The organism is Shewanella sp. SM101 (genome assembly GCF_025654465.1).
Taxonomy (GTDB): Bacteria; Pseudomonadota; Gammaproteobacteria; order Enterobacterales; family Shewanellaceae; genus Shewanella; species Shewanella oncorhynchi.
Genome location: NZ_JAKKRH010000031.1, coordinates 1 through 18,785 on the forward strand (window position 1 = coordinate 1; position 18,785 = coordinate 18,785).

General features: G+C 46.3%; 18 protein-coding genes and 2 pseudogenes. 12 read left to right on the plus strand and 8 right to left on the minus strand.

The genetic code is table 11. The features are described 5' to 3' along the window. On the plus strand, positions 1–246 hold a 246-nt coding region (locus tag L5M38_RS16485), incomplete at its 5' end, for a transposase (protein WP_263179693.1). 6 nt (positions 247–252) lie between these two features. Here L5M38_RS16485 and L5M38_RS16490 read toward each other — a convergent pair. The 3 genes and pseudogenes from L5M38_RS16490 to L5M38_RS16500 all read right to left on the minus strand — a co-directional run. After that, positions 253–825 (minus strand): annotated as a pseudogene (locus tag L5M38_RS16490) (winged helix-turn-helix domain-containing protein); the annotation flags it as partial. A 432-nt stretch (positions 826–1,257) separates the two neighbouring features. Continuing rightward, entirely contained in the window at positions 1,258–2,586 is a 1,329-nt protein-coding gene (locus L5M38_RS16495; RefSeq protein ID WP_263179694.1) for a DUF4785 domain-containing protein, read from the minus strand. An 11-nt stretch (positions 2,587–2,597) separates the two neighbouring features. Beyond that, on the minus strand, positions 2,598–3,455 hold the full coding sequence (locus L5M38_RS16500; protein ID WP_028760548.1) for a hypothetical protein: 858 nt from the start codon (positions 3,453–3,455) through the stop codon (positions 2,598–2,600). Here L5M38_RS16500 and L5M38_RS16505 point away from each other — a divergent pair. The 9 genes from L5M38_RS16505 (at position 3,454) to L5M38_RS16545 (ending at position 12,527) form a co-directional block, all read left to right on the plus strand. Beyond that, entirely contained in the window at positions 3,454–3,654 is a 201-nt protein-coding gene (locus L5M38_RS16505; RefSeq protein WP_173497123.1) for a hypothetical protein, read from the plus strand. The genes L5M38_RS16500 and L5M38_RS16505 overlap by 2 nt on opposite strands. A gap of 594 nt (positions 3,655–4,248) precedes the next feature. Beyond that, the gene (locus tag L5M38_RS16510; protein WP_113938914.1) at positions 4,249–4,596 is read left to right on the plus strand and encodes a hypothetical protein; all 348 of its coding nucleotides are present in this window, start codon (positions 4,249–4,251) and stop codon (positions 4,594–4,596) included. A 185-nt stretch (positions 4,597–4,781) separates the two neighbouring features. Beyond that, entirely contained in the window at positions 4,782–5,483 is a 702-nt protein-coding gene (locus tag L5M38_RS16515) for a TetR/AcrR family transcriptional regulator (protein WP_263179696.1), read from the plus strand. Next, positions 5,483–6,493 carry an HlyD family secretion protein gene (locus L5M38_RS16520; RefSeq protein ID WP_263179697.1) on the plus strand — a complete coding sequence of 337 codons (1,011 nt, stop codon included), beginning with the start codon at positions 5,483–5,485 and terminating at the stop codon, positions 6,491–6,493. The genes L5M38_RS16515 and L5M38_RS16520 overlap by 1 nt, the downstream gene beginning before the upstream one ends. After that, positions 6,490–7,446, plus strand: coding sequence for an ATP-binding cassette domain-containing protein (locus L5M38_RS16525; RefSeq protein ID WP_263179698.1), 957 nt, complete (start codon positions 6,490–6,492; stop codon positions 7,444–7,446). Before L5M38_RS16520 ends, L5M38_RS16525 begins: the two co-directional genes overlap by 4 nt. Beyond that, a complete protein-coding gene (locus L5M38_RS16530; RefSeq protein ID WP_263179700.1) occupies positions 7,436–8,572 on the plus strand; it encodes an ABC transporter permease in 1,137 nt (378 codons plus the stop codon). Before L5M38_RS16525 ends, L5M38_RS16530 begins: the two co-directional genes overlap by 11 nt. A 121-nt stretch (positions 8,573–8,693) precedes the next feature. Then, on the plus strand, positions 8,694–9,653 hold the full coding sequence (gene lepB / locus L5M38_RS16535) for a signal peptidase I (protein ID WP_113938910.1): 960 nt from the start codon (positions 8,694–8,696) through the stop codon (positions 9,651–9,653). A gap of 278 nt (positions 9,654–9,931) precedes the next feature. Continuing rightward, on the plus strand, positions 9,932–11,221 hold the full coding sequence (locus L5M38_RS16540) for an acetyl-CoA hydrolase/transferase family protein (RefSeq protein ID WP_113938909.1): 1,290 nt from the start codon (positions 9,932–9,934) through the stop codon (positions 11,219–11,221). Positions 11,222–11,723: 502 nt separating this feature from the next. Continuing rightward, a complete protein-coding gene (locus tag L5M38_RS16545; RefSeq protein WP_263179702.1) occupies positions 11,724–12,527 on the plus strand; it encodes a cell division protein in 804 nt (267 codons plus the stop codon). A 300-nt stretch (positions 12,528–12,827) separates the two neighbouring features. On the opposite strand, the gene L5M38_RS16550 is transcribed toward L5M38_RS16545, so the two are convergent. Together L5M38_RS16550 and L5M38_RS16555 are read right to left on the minus strand one after the other, a co-directional pair. Then, complete coding sequence (locus L5M38_RS16550; protein WP_113938905.1) at positions 12,828–13,376, minus strand: DUF1415 domain-containing protein; 549 nt, start codon at positions 13,374–13,376, stop codon at positions 12,828–12,830. 26 nt (positions 13,377–13,402) lie between these two features. Continuing rightward, positions 13,403–13,996, minus strand: coding sequence for a LysE family translocator (locus L5M38_RS16555; protein ID WP_173497129.1), 594 nt, complete (start codon positions 13,994–13,996; stop codon positions 13,403–13,405). A gap of 399 nt (positions 13,997–14,395) precedes the next feature. Here L5M38_RS16555 and L5M38_RS16560 point away from each other — a divergent pair, with 399 nt between their 5' ends. Next, positions 14,396–15,079 (plus strand): DUF4136 domain-containing protein, encoded by a 684-nt coding sequence (locus tag L5M38_RS16560; protein WP_317630248.1) that lies wholly within the window; start codon positions 14,396–14,398, stop codon positions 15,077–15,079. Between the two features lie 248 nt (positions 15,080–15,327). Here the strand turns inward: L5M38_RS16560 and L5M38_RS16565 are convergent, their stop codons facing one another. Then, positions 15,328–16,149 (minus strand): DUF2797 domain-containing protein, encoded by an 822-nt coding sequence (locus L5M38_RS16565; RefSeq protein WP_263179707.1) that lies wholly within the window; start codon positions 16,147–16,149, stop codon positions 15,328–15,330. Between the two features lie 257 nt (positions 16,150–16,406). Between L5M38_RS16565 and L5M38_RS16570 the strand changes: the two genes are divergently transcribed. Beyond that, positions 16,407–17,561 (plus strand): alpha/beta hydrolase, encoded by a 1,155-nt coding sequence (locus L5M38_RS16570; protein WP_263179709.1) that lies wholly within the window; start codon positions 16,407–16,409, stop codon positions 17,559–17,561. A gap of 44 nt (positions 17,562–17,605) precedes the next feature. Here the strand turns inward: L5M38_RS16570 and L5M38_RS16575 are convergent. Then, positions 17,606–17,773, minus strand: a pseudogene (locus L5M38_RS16575) (DUF2797 domain-containing protein); the annotation flags it as partial. A 112-nt stretch (positions 17,774–17,885) separates the two neighbouring features. Continuing rightward, entirely contained in the window at positions 17,886–18,539 is a 654-nt protein-coding gene (locus tag L5M38_RS16580; RefSeq protein WP_263179711.1) for a DedA family protein, read from the minus strand. Positions 18,540–18,785: the final 246 nt, after the last annotated feature.

Below are 18,785 nucleotides of genomic sequence, written 5' to 3' on the forward strand. Positions count from 1 at the left end.
TTTCGCATTTCGCACAATATTGAGTTGCATTATTTACCGCCTTACAGCCCGAACCTCAATCCGATAGAAAGACTGTGGAAGGTCATGAATGAGCACGCGAGGAACAGCGTGTACTTCAAAAATAAGCGAGATTTCAGGTCCGCACTGGATAAATTTTTCAAAGAAACATTACCCGATATTGGTGAAAGTTTAGCGTCGCGGATCAATGATAATTTTCAGCTCTTTACCCACGCATCTTCAGGTTGATTGGGTATAGCCGTCGCCCTTCATTAAATTGGGCACAACACCCGCATTAATCAGGGAGGATTTACCGCTGCCACTTGGACCTAAGATCAGGCAGAAGGCACGGCCAAACAGGATTTGTTGGCTTATCCGGTTAAGCAAAGTGCTGATTTGTTCACTGCGGCCAAAAAACACCTCGGCATAATTAGCGCTATAGGCTTGCAGTCCCGGAAAGGGCGAGCCGCCTTGCCAACTCTGTGGGCTGGCGGTGGCTTGGTGTCCGATAGGAAAACGCACTTCGGCTAAGGTGCGATAGCCGCGTTTGCGTATGGTTTCTATATAGGTGGGTTCTGTGGCGCTATCGCCTAATGCTCGACGTAACTGATTGATAATCTTGTGTAGTGGATTGTCGCCGGTATCTACACCTGGCCAGCAGTGGCTGACTATTTCATCACTGCTGACGACTTCGCCCGCCCGTTGACAGAGAAATAGCAGCACATCCATCGCCTTGGGTTCAAGTTGTTTGACTTGTTTGCCAAGGAGCAGACTATTGGCGCTGGGATTGATTTGCCATTCACCAAAGAAAAATGTGCTGTCACTCATAACGATGTCCATTTATTGAGTATTGACCATGGCACGGTAAAAACTTGCGCCGTGAGTCACTCTTATTGTTATACGTATTGTTATAAAGATCTATGCTTGTCATTCAAAGGTCTGATGTCAAGACGTTGACATTATGCCGTTGATGATTGTTATTTAAAAGGAATAACCCTTGATAATCAATGTAAATTTTATCAGGGTGAGGTGTGGTAAATAGTCTTTAGCTTGTCATTTTTCTGTCAACAGTTTGTGCTTTGCGCTAGATGTTAAATAAGGTGATGGCTTTTAGGTGTCGATTGCAAAAGATCAACAATAAAAAAGTGCCCGTGATTGGGCACTTGGTATTAGAGATGAACTTAAGGCTAACAAGCCTGACTTATCAGCACGTTAAGCTAAGTATCTTAACGTTAGCCCCTTAACATTGGTCCCTTTGAATTAGCGCGTTAAGGTTAGTGCCTTGGCTTGATAGCTTAATCTGGCCATTTGACCTTGATCTTGGAGTTCTAACTCATTGAGTTCGAAGGGCTGCTGTAAACCCGAGGCTTGGATGAGCTTAGGATCTAACATCAGCTTTAACTTCGGCGACTCTGGGGTCAGCCAATTGGCCGCTTGGGTGCGTAGAATCGCCACCTTTTGACCTTCGGCGTTGGTGCCCGTTAACGTGCCACTTAAGCCAAAACGTCCCGCCTCGGCGACAGTTAACTCAAAGTTGATTTGGTTAGGCAAGCCTTTATCCCAAACCGTGAGCACTTTGGGCTTGATGCTCGCCGAATTGACATAGGACTTAAAGACAGATTTGACCGTGCGCTGCACAGGTCGGCCATCGACTTGGGTTTGTACTGTGATTTCAATTTCACTGAAACCTGCATTGCTGCTCGAAAGTGCGACGCCCGCGGGGATCACCGCTTGCCATGTCTCCCCTTGTTTTACCATCGCCAGCGGTTGCATATTGCCATCGGCTTGTTTGAGTTTTGCCTGTGGTACAAAGGTGTTATCACTTTGGCTGAGAGCGAGTTCAAGCCCAAGGTTTTGCGCATCCGCCGCGATGGCGGTGGGGGCTTTGACGCTCAGTTGATAGGGCGAGCCTTTTTCCTTCACATTGACTAAGTAGCTGGCGCTCGGTGTTAACGGCTGGCTGACCTGCAGGCGATATTGGCCCGGTGTGGCTTTCGCCGACATTTGCAATGCACTCGAATCATCGGTTAACCCTGCGCTAGCCAAAGCATCGGCGTTGACCATTGATTTAACCAGTGACTCATTGGTGTTTATCCCGCTGCTATTGGCTGCTTTGCCTTGGGGTGACTGATTAGGGGTAACGCGCTGAATTTGTACGCGCTCAGGGGCAATAGCCTCTGCATGCATTAAGGCGCCAGAGCGGGTATCGCCCCGAGGTGCAATGCGCACTAAGCTCGACGCTTGGCTCATGGTGAGGCCCACGCCCGCATTAAGCTGTGCGCCTGTTACATTGACCCAATACTCGTCACTTTGGCTGGCTTGCTCAAGCTGCGGCGCACTTGCCTGATACTCGCCGTACAGCGGGGTGATAAAGCTAATGTAATCCGAACTGGTGTTGATGGGCGTGAGTGTTGGGCTGGCAATATTGCTATCGACTAAATCGGTATCGCTCGGCGCGGCTAGGGTTAACCCTTTGGCGTACATTGGGCTGGCATTGGTTTTGGGATCTATGGGTGTGGCTTCATCTTGGCAGGCTGCAAGCAGTCCGCTTAGCGCCAAGACACTGGCAAGTTTGCTGAGTGTGTGCATCTTAGTGCTCCTTAAATGTGGTTGCGGATCAGCGTGTCTAAGTTGAAACACGTACGACGGCTCTGCTGATGGCTTAAGGGCTCTTGGCCACGGGTCTTTTGTTTATCAGTAAACCAGACAGTGCCAGCCGCCTTTTGTGAGCTGCAATTTAAGAAGCCGTCGGAGCAGCTATCGAGCCAGTTTTGGGTGGTTTCGAGCGCGACTTGGTATTGATAACCCGCGCAGTAACTGTCGCTGTCCCAAATAGCGGAATCAACATCTGAGCCCACCACGACTTCGAAGGGTTTACCCAGCGATGGGCGACCCGCTGTGCCATTAAGCCAAGCGTTGTTATAGTTTGCCATCCAACCGACTTGCTGTTGTTTCACCGCATTGCTGCCATAGCCTAAGAGCCAGCCTAAGCTGGTTTCGAACACATTACCTTGGTTCACCGCATCGGCCAGCGGCGTACCAGCACTGGAAGGCGCGATGGCGATAACCTTTGAGGTGGCGTTGATCACTGCAGGATAACGGCTGTCCCACGTTGGATTAGATAAAATCCACCGCACTACGTTGCCACCATTGGAGTGGGTCAGCAGAATTAAGTCGTCGATATTTTTGGCTTGGATAAAGCTATTGAGCTGCGTTGCCAGACAACCTGCGGCGCTTTCTTCCCACATATATTGGTCAAAGTCGCAGTTGATCACTGTGTAATTGTTTGGCACTGGGATGCCTTGGCGCACTGAGTTAACAAATTCGGGCGTCCAGTAATCGGCTAAGGCATTGGTCTGGTGACCCGTACCATGGATAAAGGCGACTCCGGTTGCGGCTAACGTTACTGGGCTGACAGCGAACAGACCCAAGAGCATGAGGGCTTTTTTGATCTTCATGGCTATATCTCGTGTTGTTGGTCTTGTTGATTGTGGCCGCCAGTCCGTTGCGACAGTTCAGGGCAAGTCAGTTAATGCAGGATTTGCCGTAAATAAGCTTGAAATCGGCTGGCATGGCTCGGTTTATAGGCGCTTAAGCGCGGGTTACTCACTTTGGGTAAAACATGACTTAAGGCCTGAATACGACGGGATAGTGTGAATGCGCTAGTTTAGGTTGGCATCAAATGTGATTGCCGTAACTTAGCCATTATCAACAGGACTTAACTCAAGCTTATTAACCTAGACGCAACATTTTAAGCTGGCAAGTAAAACCATCATTATAAAATGCAATCGCAGGGTCGCATTTTGAACGGTTCGTTTTAATGTTAAACTAAAGGTTGGTAACCTGATGATAAGCAATGCCTAATAAACTAAATTGTGCTTTATCGTGTTTGAAATATCGATTTGCTCACACAAAAGAATTTTCTGTGACACCCGCTTAGTGTTTGAGTTAATCAGTTTATCATTCTGTATATAAAGGTTTTTTGTGATAAATAATTCAAACTCGCCCATTTACTCTGGGATATGGGTATCACTTTAGTGCATTTAAAGACTAAACCGATTAGGCTGAGCTGAGGTAAAGTGGGATAAACGGGATAAGAACCAACATTGCCGAGATGATATTCTTCTTATCTTAATCAGTCATCTGAGCCATGGATTGACTGGGAGTAGAAAAAGTAGCGCGATATGGGCAGGTTTAATCTAAATAGACAACAAACACGGGAGAATAAGTTTGGCGATAGAACATAATAAGATGGTGAGTTGCTTAAGTGGACTGCAATGTCGCACTAATTTCACCATAAAAAACATTACTGAATACATGCTCCCAGAAACCAAAGAGGCGTTCTATTTACACCTCGACGGTAAATCACCAAACTTGATTATTCGCCCTGCATTCGAAGTCTTTTCCGGCGAACTTGCCACTATTGCAGGCGTGCATGCCAAATACGACTATTTCCACAATGCCGAGATGACACGTTTCCCCAAACGTTTGCATAAGAGTTTGACCGAAACCCACTATGGCCTTGCCTTTAGTTTTGACACGGTTGAAGCCGTACAGCAATTCATTACCCGTTTGAGTGCGATAGTGAAAGGCGCATAAGCTTTTACTGTATAAATCTTTAATAGAAGGCCGCTTAATTTTTCGATTGAACGGTACCTAAATTTTAGCCTTGCAGTGCTAGGGTTAAATTCCTCAATATCAATGAAAATGAGGAATTTAACTGCTGCCTTTTTACGCGGCTTTTCAGTATATTCATCAATAGATGAATTTTGCTGGAGCTTGCCATGTCGCTTATTCCCGGTCGCCCAAAGGGGGTTGTGCCATTTACCGCCCAAACTGAATCACAGCCGCAGACTCCTGGTCGTCCGAAAGGGGATTCCGATGCCCGCCAACGCTTAATTATCGCAGCCCTAAATCTCTTCAGTCATCGCAGTTATCCCAGTGTTTCTACCCGTGAAATTGCCCGCGAAGCCGAGGTTGATGCCGCACTTATTCGTTATTATTTTGGTTCAAAAGCGGGCTTGTTCGAACAAATGGTGCGGGAAACCCTTGAGCCCGTATTAGCGCGTTTTCGCGAAATATCCGCTGCGGATGCCCCTAATAACTTGGGTGAACTTATGCAGACATATTATCGCGTTATGGCACCTAACCTGGGATTGCCACGGTTGATTATACGGGTGTTACAGGAAGGCGATGGCTCAGAACCCTATCGCATTATGTTGTCTGTTTTTGAGCAAATTTTATCCCTCTCGCGGCAATGGCTCGAATCCACATTAGTCAATGCGGGGCTATTGAAGGAGGGATTAGATCCCGATTTAGCACGCCTCAGTTTCGTGAGTCTGATGGTCTTTCCGCTTATTGCGCCCCCGGTGTTAATGCGTCAGTTCGGTTTTTTTAGTGCCGATGCTGATGGTTTACAGCGTTTAGCGCTGCACAATATGCAGGTTTTTACCCAAGGTGTACTGCGTGAACCGAGGAAGTCGTAATGAGTGTGAATTTTAAAATTCTGACGCACGTGAATGTGGGTTGTGTGATCTTGCTATTAGTCGGCTGCACTGAAGCGCCGCCCAGAGTGCTTGGCACTGTCGAGCGGGACAGGCTGACGCTTACCGCGCCCGTAGGTGAGTTGATTACTCAAGTGAATGTGGTTGAAGGTCAGCAGGTTAAGGCGGGTGAGGTGTTAATTCAGCTCGATACAACCTCAGCCAATGCGCGCCTCGCCCTGCGCCAAGCCGAGCTTGAACAGGCTAAAGCTAAACTTTCTGAGGCGGTCACAGGTGCGCGTTTAGAGGATATAGAACGCGCCAAGGCCGTGCTCGACGGGACAAATGCCAGCGTGAAAGAGGCTCAGCGAGCCTTTGAACGAACAAACCGTTTATTTGCCACTAAAGTACTTAGCCAAGCGGATTTAGATACGGCCCGTGCGGCGCGGGATACCAGTTTCGCTAAACAAGCTGAAGCGCTGCAAAGCCTGCGATTGCTAGAAAATGGCACCCGTAGTGAGCAGCTTGAACAAGCTAAAGCCGCGGTGACTGCAGCTCGCGCCAGTGTAGCCATCGAACAAAAAGCCTTAGCAGACTTGAGCTTAGTGGCGGCGCGTGATGCCGTTGTCGATACGTTGCCTTGGCGAGTCGGCGATCGCATTGCCGCAGGCACCCAGTTGATTGGTTTACTGGCGAGCGAGGATCCCTATGTACGGGTTTACCTGCCCGCGACTTGGTTAGACAGAGTGAAGGCGGGCGATGGCGTCAATATTCTTGTGGATGGCCGCGAGATACCGATTGCTGGCACTGTGCGAAATATTCGCAGTCAACCTGCTTACACGCCATTTTATGCGCTAAATGAACGTGATCGAGCGCGGCTGATGTATTTGACCGATATCACCATTTCCGCCACAGATCAGGACCTACCTACTGGCATGGCATTAGAAGTTGAACTCGATGTGCTGCAACTCGATGTGCTGCAAGGAGTGCAGCAAAAAGTGGAGCAGCCATGAAAAGCGCTGATTTTGCTATCGAGACCCAAGGGATGACCCGCGCCTTTGGTGGTGTTAATGCGGTGGAAAACCTCGACCTCGCCATTCCCAAGGGCACAATTTATGGGTTTCTCGGCCCCAATGGCTGCGGAAAATCGACTTCAATTCGTATGTTGACTGGGTTACTGAGTCCCACATCGGGGAATATCCGCGTATTGGGTGAAACCTTACCCGGCGCCGAGGAAAAACTGCGTCGCCGTATTGGCTATATGACGCAAAAATTCTCCCTGTACGACAATCTTTCGGTGCGGGAAAACTTAGAGTTTGTCGCGCAAATTTATGGCCTTAACCGCCGAGCATCAAAGCTGCGAATAGCCGAGTTAGTCACGCTATACGATTTAGTCGGCCGCGAGAAACAAATGGCGGGCTCCATGAGTGGCGGCCAGAAACAGCGTTTGGCCTTAGCGGCAGCGACCTTACATCACCCCGAATTATTGTTTCTCGATGAGCCGACATCGGCGGTCGATCCTGAAAATCGACGCGAGTTTTGGGAGCGCTTATTCGATCTCTGTGCCCAAGGCACTACGATACTTGTGTCGACTCACTATATGGATGAGGCCGAGCGTTGCCATGATCTTGCGATTTTAGAGCGCGGGATAAAACGCGCCGACGGTTCACCCCAGCAGCTGATGGCGGCTATGGGGGCTCGGGTGGTTGAGATCTCAGGGGACGACTTACGCACTTTAAAACAATCACTGATCAGCGAGTCTGCGGTATTGTCGGCGGCGCAAATCGGCAGTCGTTTGCGGGTGTTAGTGCGCAGCGATATTGAAAATCCGCTCGCTTGGCTTAAACCAAGAGTTGCCAGCCGGACGATGGAAGAAGTGCGCGCTAGCTTAGAAGATGTGTTTGTCACTTGTACTGGCGAGCGCTTGGCTGGGGTTTCCAAGGGAGAGACTGACCATGTGGCGTAGGATTTTTGCGATAGTGATCAAAGAACTTAGGCAACTGTCTCGGGATCGCATGACCTTTGGCATGATAGTGATGATCCCGCTGGTGCAACTGATGCTGTTTGGTTACGCGATTAATACCGATGCGCGTAATCTGCCCGCTGGGCTGGTCAATTTAAGTGATTCCGCCTACAGCCGCGCCTTAATTAAAGCGGTAGAAGCGACCCAAGTGGTCGATTTTAAACGCACTTATTTCAGTGCTCAGGAGGCCGAGGCGGCCATTACCCGCGGTGAAGTGAAGGCCGTGCTGTACCTTGGTGCCGATCTTGATGAACGCTTAGTGCGTCACCCAAGCTTTGTGGGTCAGCAATATTTAGCGCAGTCCTATATCGCACAACCCGCTGGCCAATGGCTAGTGGATGGTTCAGATACGGTTGTCGCTTCAACTATTCGTAGCCTAAGGCAAATGCCACTGGATGAAGTCGCAGGAAGAGCACTAAAAACGGCGATGCCGAGTTTTGAAGTGGTGCAATATTTCAACCCAGAACAACGTTCTGTGGTCAACATAGTGCCCGGTCTGTTGGGGGTGATTTTGACTATGACCATGGTGATGTTCACCTCCGCCGCCATAGTGCGCGAGCGCGAGCAGGGCAATATGGAGTTTTTGATCACTACGCCAGTGCGGCCGCTGGAGTTGATGCTGGGTAAAATCGTGCCCTATGTGATGGTTGGCTTTGTGCAAGTGACCATTATCCTGAGCGCAGGGCATCTGTTGTTCGATGTGCCCATTCGCGGCGGGCTTGATTCCATCGCCCTTGCTGCTATGTTGTTCATTTGCGCCAGTTTAACCTTAGGATTAGTGATTTCGACCATAGCGAAAACCCAGTTGCAATCGATGCAGATGACGGTATTTATCCTCCTGCCATCGATTCTCTTGTCGGGATTCATGTTCCCCTACGAAGCCATGCCTATCGCGGCGCAGTGGATTGCCGAAGCCTTACCCGCAACCCATTTTATGCGCATGTCACGGGCCATAGTGCTGCGCGATGCCCAAGTGATGGATCTGCAATTTGATGCCCTGTGGATGATAGGTTTTACTTGTATTGGGTTATTGATTGCCAGTATGAGATTCTCTAAGCGTCTAGATTAATATTATCATCAGTATGCTGATAGTCGCATGGCAGGCTATCAGCAACTGGGAATGAGGTTGTGCTAGGTTAGGCAGTGAATTATGATGCCGTTTTCCAAATCTAGGGTGAAACGGAGTTCAATTGGATATTCAATGGAAGCCAAAAGCTTGGCTCGCAATATTATTAGGTCTATTTTTTCAGCCGTTTGTATTTTTATACGTTAATCAATTTAAATATTTTATTCGATATTTTATTGGTGCGCTGATTATCGCGGCCGTGGATGTATTTTTACACTCAAACTATTTCCCATTTAAATCGGGAAATATGGCTTGGCTTCAACATATTTACCTCTCTTGGTTATTTATTGTTATTTGTCCCATTCACGGGTTTATGATCGCCCGTCGTTACGATATTACTCAACCCCGCCGCTGGTATGCTCGCTGGTGGATAGTGTTAGCGAGTTACGCTTTGATGATGTTACCGCTGATTGTGTTACGAGGTTTTTTCTTTGAGCCTTTTAGTATTCCGGCCTCTTCCATGAAGCCGACGTTAGCACCTGGCAATCATGTGTTGGTGAGCAAGTATGGTTTTGGTAACTATCGATATTTAGGTTTTCAACTGGCTAAGTCGACGCCATCGGTAACACCCGCAAGAGGGGATATATTGGTATTTCAATACCCTGCAAACCCGACGATTGACTATGTAAAACGTGTAATTGGTCTACCCGGCGATAGGATTATCTATCGCGACAAAACTATTTTTGTGCAGAAAGCCTGCAATGTATCGAGGGAAGCGTGTGCAGTATTGGACTCTCAATACGATCTTATCGATAAAACCTTATTACCCGAGTTGAGTACTGAGACTCAAGCTGTTTACCAAGAGTCGCTGGATGATATTCGCTATCAGGTATTATTACTCCGCCATCAGAAAGAACTGGTTGATCGCTATTATGTGCAGGAAAACACATTAAGGGATGAATGGTTAGTTCCCGCTGGTCAGTATTTCGTCTTAGGTGATAACAGAGACAATAGCTTAGATAGTCGATATTTTGGGTTTATTCCTCAAGACTTGATTATTGGTAAAGTAATATATATTTGGTAAGGCTGAGCGCTGATGGGGATAACCAATACGGGCTTATTGGTGTTATCCCTAATCAAATTTCTGCAAAGCATTTTAGCCAGAGGCTTTATTCCCCTCTAGTGCCAAAACAGGTTGAATGTGTATTTTGCGATCCAATTAATAATCCAGAGTTTGATATAGCGCAAACTATAGATAAACAGTCGCGCTAAGCCATTGAAATCGATGTTGCTTAATTAGGATATCCCTTACACTGCCGCTAGGGCGATTGCCGCCATCATGCTTAGCGAAGGGAATTCATTATGCCTCCAATCATTTGTCATAGCGCGCTCGATGCGGTTGCTTTAATTCAAAGCGGCGAGACGCTGTGGACTCATTCCATGGGCGCCACTCCGCGCATTTTATTAGATGCGTTGGCGCAGCATGCTCTCACCAAAGAAAATCTCACCCTGTTACAGTTACATACTGAAGGCGCCGAATCCTTAAGCCATCCCAGTTTACAGGGGCATTTACGCCATCGATGTTTTTTCGGTGGGCTGCCAACGCGGGCATTACTGCAAAGTGGTGACGCGGATTATGTGCCGATTTTCCTGTCTGAAGTGCCTAAGTTATTTCGTTCCGGCGAGCAAAAAATTGATACCGCAATTATCCAAGTGTCGCCACCCGATAAGCATGGCATGTGTTCCTTAGGCATTTCGGTTGAAGCAACGCTCGCAGCTTGCCAAGTCGCGGGTAAGATCATCGCTCATATTAATCCACAAATGCCGCGAACCCATGGCGACAGCTTTATCCATATCGACCGTTTTGCCGCTGTGTATGAGCAGAGCGCGGCGTTGCCCATTCATTCCTTCGCGACGGGGGATGCGGTGAGTTTGGCGATCGGTAAAAATGTTGCCCAATTGGTGCGTAATGGCGATTGTTTACAAATGGGTATAGGAGCGATCCCCGATGCCGTGCTGTCTTGTTTAACCGAACATAAAGACTTAGGCGTCCACACAGAGCTATTTTCTGACGGTATATTACAACTGGTTGAAAAGGGCGTGATTAACAACAGCAAGAAGCGTTTTTATCCGGGGAAACTCGTCACAGGTTTCGCCCTGGGTAGCCAGAAATTATACGACTATGTTGATGATAATCCTGCGGTCATCTTTATGGACATAGAGCAAGTTAACGACACGGCCATTATCCGTAAAAATCCCAATGTGATGGCGATTAACTCGGCGCTGCAGGTCGACCTTTCAGGCCAAGTGTGTGCCGATTCCATTGGCACTAAAATCTATTCCGGTGTTGGCGGCCAGATGGATTTCATCCGCGGAGCAGGGTTATCTGAAGGTGGTCGTTCTGTGATTGCGCTGCCCAGCACTGCCGCGGGGGGAACGCTTTCTCGCATTGCAAGCGTGTTATCACCTGGCGCTGGGGTTGTCACCACTCGGGCCCATGTGCATTACATTGTGACCGAATACGGCGCCGCCAATCTACGCGGCCGCAGCCTGCGCGAACGGGCACAAGCGTTGATCGCCATCGCTCACCCAGATTTTAGGGAACAATTAAGTCGTGATGCCTTTGATGTATGGGGATTAAGACTTCTTTGAGTGATTGCTTGAATCTGAATCGTTGCCTGTTGTAAATCGAGTGCAGTTGCTTCCGTGACACGCCGTGAAGCCATCCATGGCGGCTCTACGATGACATCCATGTCATCGAAGGTCACGTCAGCTACTACATTCGATTCTTATTATAAAATTTGATATTTATCATCATCTTTGAGTCGGTTTAAAGAATAGTTAAAATTTTAATTTGATAGAGGTGCTAACCATTTGAAAATTTTTGGGGCTTACTTTTATTAATATTGATAAGTTTAGCGGCATTTAAAATCAATCATATATTGTAAGGTTGATGTTCAGGCTGCAGGTTTGGAGGCTGAGCGTGTGCATTTTGTTGGTTTAGTTAAGGTAAACGTGCAGTACATCAATTAAAGGTTAGCTTCAAAAAGGAATCTGAATGACCAAGGATCAAGATTGTAATAGTAGGAATATACCTCTCCCTATTTAACGAGAGGTTAGGCAACGTTGTGGCTTCGGTTGTGTTATCTGCGGAATGCCACTCTATGAATATGAGCATATGGAGGAATGGGCTAGCGTTAAGCGCCATGTCGCTGAAGAAATAACGCTATTGTGCGATCAACACCATAGAGAAAAAACGGGTGGGTTCCTGCCCAAAGAAATGGTACGCAATGCTGATTCAGATCCATTTAATCTTCGTGAAGGCGTTTCTAAACCATACTGCCTTCATTTTTCGGGAAAAACTGCTGAAATTGAGATTGGCGGAAATAGCTTCACATGTGAGGATCAAGGATATGGAACCGCAATGGTACCTATTAGCGTAGATGGTACTCCCTTGATTGGGCTGGTTATGGCGGATGGACATTTACTCTTAAATCTTGTTATTTTTGATGAATTTAATGCACCAGTTCTTCATATTAAAAATAATCAGCTTTATTACTCTACTGCACCATGGGATATCCAGCTAGTTGGTACAAGGCTTTCAATTCGGGAGGCACATCGTAAGATACTTATAGAGATAGACTTCAAACCACCAAATAAAGTTGTTATAAAACGAGGCCGATTTTTAAGAAATGGGGTAGAGATTTTAGTAAGGCCGAGTAATATTTTGATTACAAATAATGCAACCTTGCTCAGTGGTTGTCATGCGCATAATTGTTACGGCGGCTTAATTGTCGGTCATCACGAACAAAGTTTAGGTGGCTTTATGGCATTAGGTTGTCTACCTCGGTATCTCGGTGATCGTTCCGAAGCTCTTAAGTTTGAACGTGAATCAATGGCTGAAATTGAAGTGAACAAGTCTAACAATAAGGGTGGTGTGAATGCGACCCGCTGTTGATGTGTCAGCCGTTATTGATAAGTTTATATAAGAAGAGCAAAGAGTTCAGATAGTGACAGTGTATTTGGGTTAAATATTTGTTCTGGCTGGGTCGAAGATATGTGCAAAGGTTAACTGAATTAAGCACTGGCATGTAAGTGACCGTTGGCGGCATGGATGCCGTCGTCGAGCCCTCATGGATGAGTTCACGGCGAGTCACTGGAATGATAGTGCTTAATGTCTAACTTGGAATAACGTCAACAGCCCAATAAACCCTGTCTTGCTTTGTATAACTGCTTTCTGTTGTTTAAAGAAACGAAGCTATTTCCCCATGCACTCTGCTAACAGTTTGACGAAAAAGTCGCTGCCTTTGCGTTCGCAAAAGGCGATGTTACGTTCTGGGATGGTTTCGGGATCGTTGTAGTTAGCAAGGGCTAACTCCATGCTGGCTTCGCGGATGATGTGCAGGGTTGGGTAGGGCGCGCGGTTGGTGAAGTTGGCTGCCCCGTCCTGTGGTTCACCATCGAAACAATAGTCTGGGTGAAAGGTGGCGAGTTGATAAGTGCCTTCGTACTCGTGTTCGATAAGCGTATCGGTTGCCATGTCGATGAGGTCGAGATAAGCATAAAACCCCTCAAAACCACGGGGTAGAATAAACAGTGTGGTTTCGGCTTCGGGGTGGGCGTCGAGGTATTGGCATTCTTCAATCAATGCCTTGAGTACGAGTTTGACTTTGGTTTGTTCCACCACCAGATACCGAATACTGCCGCGCTCGACTTCTTGTCTGGCGAAGGGGCAAATATTGTATTTCATGATCACTTTTTTCACCCAGTCGTCGGTTTGTTGAGTGATCATGTCAATTTCGTTCATGGCGGTCGTTTGCTCGTGCTTAAAAATTAGGGGGCGATCATAGGGATGATAGACGCCACAAGCAAGAGCGCCATGCTGATATTAAAAATCTTCTGTTGGCGCTCATTTTTTAAAATGCGTTTAAGGGCTACACCAAAGCCGAGCCAGACGATAGCGCAGGGAAATGCGATGCACAAAAATACCGTTGCAATAGTGATGACCTGCGGGGTCAAATCCTGCTGTACTGACGTGAACGTCGCAATCGCGCCCACGGCCATGATCCAGCCCTTAGGGTTGACCCATTGAAAGGCCGCGGCTTGGATAAAACTGAAGGGTTTAGCAATGGCTTTACCTTCCATCTTGCTACTGCTGTTGGCAATCAACCAAGACAGATACAAAAGGTAACCTATGCCGACGACTTTAATCACTTGATGGATGATAGGATAGCTTTGGAATAGGGCGCTCAAGCCCAAACCTATCGCGAGGATCATGGTCGGGAAGCCAAGGCTTATTCCCATAAGATGCGGAATACTGCGTTTTACGCCAAAGTTTACCCCTGAGGTCATCAGCATAATATTGTTAGGCCCTGGGGTGATCCCAGATGAAAAGGCAAACAACGCGATAGCGAGTATTAACTCCATAGATAGATCCACACTTTTATTTTAGTTTTATGGCATTGTGATTATTTGCCGCATTGAGCCTGCGATTTACTCATCGGACGGTACGCAATACTGTGTTGCTATTATTTATAATTGCGACATTTGATTGCAACGCAGGCGAGGCATTCTAGCGATTAAATGTTGCCGCGCCTATACGACATAGCGAGTTTATAAACTAAAAAGAATAACAAAATATGTACATGCCTCGATGGGATTGATGGCGTGAGAATAGGGCTAGCGCAGTTTGATGGTTCTCTGTGTTAGCACGAATATCAAGATATATTGGAATATGCTGATTTAACACTATGATGGATATCAGCTTTCAGTTTTAGTAATAGCAACTATCCTTAGACAGCATTTTATAGATTGAGGTAACAGGGCATGATGAATCCATCATTACATAGTGAGCTAAGTGGAGTGCTAAATCGACAGTTCAGTCGAGTTCCTTGCTGGGTTCCCGACCGAGTGTTAAGTCGGTATTTGAGAGTGTTAATACTGCTTTTTAGCAGCGTTTTAGGTCTTACTGGGTGCGTGACTGTGACGGATAACGCGGCGCAGCCGTTGCGAACCACAATCGTGATGTCTGGCGATCTCAGTGAATTACCGTCAACGGCAATGACATTTACTTGGCATCCTAAATTTCAAAAAATCATCACAGATAAACGCTTAGATCCGCAGCCAGTGTTGCAACACATGCAAGCCGTATTAAAGCAAACTTTGCAGAGTAAGGGATATCGCTGGGTTGAAGATCCACTACTGGCGGATTTTCAGGTTGGCTTTGGCGTCGCTATGGGAACTGAAATGAGCGATGAACAAATTTTGGCAGTGACAGGGTTAGTCGCTGGGCTGTCAACCGACGGTGTGAATACCCAAAAGTATGACAAAGGTACCGTGGTGATAGCGCTCTTTAAACCCACTAAAATACAGGGCGTTGATGAGCCAATTTGGCGAGTGCTTGCCCAAGGTTTTGGCAACATTAAAAAGATGGATGAGCTAACCGAAAATTTCGACAGTCTCATTGCCAGTATGTTGGCCAATATGCCGTCGGTTAATGTGGCTCCTTAGTCAGCGTTTGAGCTTTAGTTCAGTTCTAAGTGAATTGAGTCAGCATTTTGGTTGGAGCATTCGCCAGATAAACGGGATTAGTGCTTAATTGAGGTGTCTTGGTCCCATGTTTGTGGTGCTAGCTCCCATTTTTGAACTGTGGGACATGGTACTTTAGTGACAGCCATCTCAATAAAGGGCGCGACAGTGAAAACTGCCGCGCTTTTTCATTTTAATGGAGGGAAGTTCCATTTTGATTTCAGACTGTTTCAGTCGTGCTCGACTGTGATCTCGTAGGATGAAAACTTACGAATGTTAATCACGCCCGTATCAAACATTAAATACTGCCCCTTGATCCCCTGCAAAATTCCGCTGACGACCACATCTTTATCGAAATTGTGCGAAGTGATCTTCTTCGGAAAGGTGTCAATTGGATAATGAATTGGCTGAATCGTTTCGTGCAAACGCTCGATACTGTAATCGCCTTTTTGCATGCCGATTTCGTGCAACTTAGCCTCAATTTGCGGGATCAGTTCCGCAGCCTTAGCATTTAAATGAATATCGTCGGCATGGCCTTTTAACATGGCTTGCCAATGGGTTTTATCATTAACCAGTTTTGCCAATTCTACTTCGACTAAGCCTGAGAGCTGTCTTGTTGAGACTTTAAAAATCGGTAAACCTTGGGTAGCACCTTGGTCAATCCAACGGGTGGGCAGTTGAGTGTGGCGGGTAATGCCGACTTTAACGCCCGAAGTATTCGACAGATATACATAATGCGGCACAAAACAGTGGCTCTGGGCCCACTCTGGTTCGCGGCAAGTGCCTTGGTCGTAATGACAAGTTTCCGGCTTCATAATGCACATATCGCAACTCGCCAACTTTTGCATACAGACAAAACAATGGCCCTGCGAGTAACTTTTCTTGCTCTTTTTACCGCAGTTGCAGCAGAAGATATTACCCGTGTGGGTCAAAGTTAATTGCTTGCCTATCAATGGATTAAGCGGGAGTAACTCATCACCAACAACGAGTTGATATTGCACTTGTTGCGCGTCATCTAACTGCACGCGCATCTTTTTTAGCGTTCCTAACATGGTCATCCTAATGTGTTGCGTTCTGGTGCAGCTTAGTCGCTCATCATGCGGTCTAGTGCACGCTTTCGTTATATCGTCATTGCGTGGCCGTCAGTATACAAGATTATCCAAGTCAGTTTAGATAGGATTTTTTGCTAAGTGAGTTTTTGTAAACTGCGCTTAACCCCATAGGCTTAGACGGACTTTTTGAGGGTAATGATTTGAGTCTTATGATGAAAACCAGTAAGTTACCCTGCATTACAAATGGAGGTGTACTTATGCGGTTGGTTTTAGTGCTGATATTTTTCTTTTCGACGGGTGGCTTCGCACAGATGGATAAGACGGTAATTCATTCAGAAATCTTGAATGATGACATCAACTTACAAATCCATTTGCCAGATACCTATGCGCATTCCAACAATTTTAACTATCCGGTATTAATCGTATTAGATGGCTCTAGCCAATTTGAGCATGTGGCTGCGAATGTCGGTTTTTTAAGTACTTATGCCATTATTCCGGAAATGATTACCGTTGGCGTGAGTTCGGATCAACGGATGAAGTATTTCACGCCGACTCAAATCGATAAATTTAAAGACAGCTCCGGTGGTGCTGAAAGGTTCAGGCAGTTTTTAGAGCAAGAGCTGCTCAGTGAATTAGGCAAAAAATACCGCACCTCAGATTACCAAATACTCACGGGTCACTCCTTCGCGGGGCTGTTTAGCAGTTATGTCGCCTTGACGCCAAATAGCCAATTTGATGCGGTGATTTCAATCAGTCCCAGTTTATGGTGGGACAGTGATTGGCTAGTGCTTAAGTCGGCCGAGTTATTACAAGCTAAGCGTGCGAAACCACTGCGCTGGTTTTTGAGTATGGCAAGTGAGCCCAATGAGATGGCGAGCGCGTTTGCGGCACAAATTAAGCAGTTGCAAGACGGCTTAGGTACAAGCCCCACGGATAACACATCAAAGCAATTACATTGGTTTTACAAGCATTTCCCCGATGAAACTCACGACAGTACGCCGCTTGTAGGCAATATTGAGGCGTTAAAGACACTTTTTGCCGATTGGAATGCCGTGCCTGAAATTGCCATTATGCCACTTAAGGATATAAAACAGTTCTATCGGCAAAAGAGCGCTGAGTTTGGCTATGAATTTCCACTCTTTGTTCAGCAATATAATGTTTATGGGCTCAAGGCCACTTATGAACAAAAAACGGCTTGGGGCGTTGAAATTCTCGCAGAGGGGACGCGTGCGTTTCCTCATTCAGAGGTGTTATGGGACAGTTTAGCGACCGCCTATGATCTGGATGGACAACTTGAACAGGCGATAAGAGCCTCCGACAAAGCCGTGCTATTAGCAAAACAAACAGATTCAGTGTTTTTGAATGAGATCCTCAGTCAAGCTAAGCGCTTGCAGTTGCAAGGGAAAAAGTAATCGTTCTCAGAGAGGGTTTAACTACATAGTTGCAACATGTTTGGGCAAGTCTCACGCGGCTGGGTAATATTGCTCTTTTTACCGCAGTTGCAGCAGAAGATATTGCCCGTGTGGGTCAAGGTTAATTGCTTGCCTATCAATGGATTGAGCGGGAGTAACTCATCACCAACAACGAGTTGATATTGCACTTGTTGCGCGTCATCTAACTGCACGCTTTCGTTATATCGTCATTGCGTGGCCGCCAGTATACAAGATTATCCAAGCCAGTTTAGATAGGATTTTTCGATAAGTAAGTCGATAAGTGAGTCGATTGACTGAGTGCACCTAAACCTCTTTTGTTTTACTTAACCATTTGTACACTAAGGTAATAATACCGAAAGTAAGCAAGGCTACTGGTAAGTAAATGATTATGCTCATAAATTGTGTTTGGTATTTTGTTGCTAATTGGGTATGGCTAATGAGATACCCAAAACCAACAACGGAAAAAATCCACACCATTGAACTGATGAAGTTAATGAGTAAAAAACGACGGGAAGAAATACCCGTTGCACCTAAAATATAGGGGTAAACGGTACGAACAAAAGGAATATAACGTGCGAGTAGCAGGGTTATCACTCCATAGTTATCAATTAGGTGGGTCGCTTTTTCCTGATGTTTGATATCAATATTCGACAGCAGTTTTTGGTAAATTTGGGTATGCCCTAAAAATCGACCCTGTAAATAACCTATAGCTGTACCTGTAAAGGTTGCTAGAACCAATAACGGCATAATACCGATATGAAGAATATCTTGATAAATCAGCACTCCAGTGAGAAAGAGTAGGCTATCTCCGGGTAAAAATGCGGTGGGAATAAAGCCATTTTCTAACACTAAAAAGCCACAAATTAATGCGCTGACCATGAGGGCGATTTTAGGATTGGCTAAAACCGCCAGATCATTGTGTATCATGGCTTGGGCCAGTTCGTATAACTGCTCCATACGTACTACTCCCTAAAATAATTGATAAAACATAAAGATGGAAAAGCTCGAAAGCGGCAATTTTGAACCTGAGCTATGGTGTTTCGTGGGTTATTCTACCAAGGGAGCATGAATCGAAAGGCAGTTACAACATTAAATTTTGTTGGTGTTAGTGTGTTTATGATTCAGTAATCGGGTTTTGTGGGCTTTTTATAGTAAAAATATTAAGCATTATTATAGGGTTAATAAATTTCGAATGATGGCATC

Bases quoted from the DNA above. Each gene is read 5' to 3' on its own strand.
- L5M38_RS16550 (WP_113938905.1), bottom strand. From the start codon at position 13,376: ATGAACGAAATTGACATGATCACTCAACAAACCGACGACTGGGTGAAA.
- L5M38_RS16515 (WP_263179696.1), top strand. From the start codon at position 4,782: ATGTCGCTTATTCCCGGTCGCCCAAAGGGGGTTGTGCCATTTACCGCC.
- L5M38_RS16495 (WP_263179694.1), bottom strand. From the start codon at position 2,586: ATGCACACACTCAGCAAACTTGCCAGTGTCTTGGCGCTAAGCGGACTG.
- L5M38_RS16530 (WP_263179700.1), top strand. From the start codon at position 7,436: ATGTGGCGTAGGATTTTTGCGATAGTGATCAAAGAACTTAGGCAACTG.
- L5M38_RS16505 (WP_173497123.1), top strand. From the start codon at position 3,454: ATGGCTATATCTCGTGTTGTTGGTCTTGTTGATTGTGGCCGCCAGTCC.
- L5M38_RS16500 (WP_028760548.1), bottom strand. From the start codon at position 3,455: ATGAAGATCAAAAAAGCCCTCATGCTCTTGGGTCTGTTCGCTGTCAGC.
- L5M38_RS16540 (WP_113938909.1), top strand. From the start codon at position 9,932: ATGCCTCCAATCATTTGTCATAGCGCGCTCGATGCGGTTGCTTTAATT.
- L5M38_RS16560 (WP_317630248.1), top strand. From the start codon at position 14,396: ATGATGAATCCATCATTACATAGTGAGCTAAGTGGAGTGCTAAATCGA.
- L5M38_RS16570 (WP_263179709.1), top strand. From the start codon at position 16,407: ATGCGGTTGGTTTTAGTGCTGATATTTTTCTTTTCGACGGGTGGCTTC.
- L5M38_RS16545 (WP_263179702.1), top strand. From the start codon at position 11,724: ATGCCACTCTATGAATATGAGCATATGGAGGAATGGGCTAGCGTTAAG.
- L5M38_RS16510 (WP_113938914.1), top strand. From the start codon at position 4,249: ATGGTGAGTTGCTTAAGTGGACTGCAATGTCGCACTAATTTCACCATA.
- L5M38_RS16525 (WP_263179698.1), top strand. From the start codon at position 6,490: ATGAAAAGCGCTGATTTTGCTATCGAGACCCAAGGGATGACCCGCGCC.
- L5M38_RS16520 (WP_263179697.1), top strand. From the start codon at position 5,483: ATGAGTGTGAATTTTAAAATTCTGACGCACGTGAATGTGGGTTGTGTG.
- L5M38_RS16555 (WP_173497129.1), bottom strand. From the start codon at position 13,996: ATGGAGTTAATACTCGCTATCGCGTTGTTTGCCTTTTCATCTGGGATC.
- L5M38_RS16580 (WP_263179711.1), bottom strand. From the start codon at position 18,539: ATGGAGCAGTTATACGAACTGGCCCAAGCCATGATACACAATGATCTG.
- L5M38_RS16565 (WP_263179707.1), bottom strand. From the start codon at position 16,149: ATGTTAGGAACGCTAAAAAAGATGCGCGTGCAGTTAGATGACGCGCAA.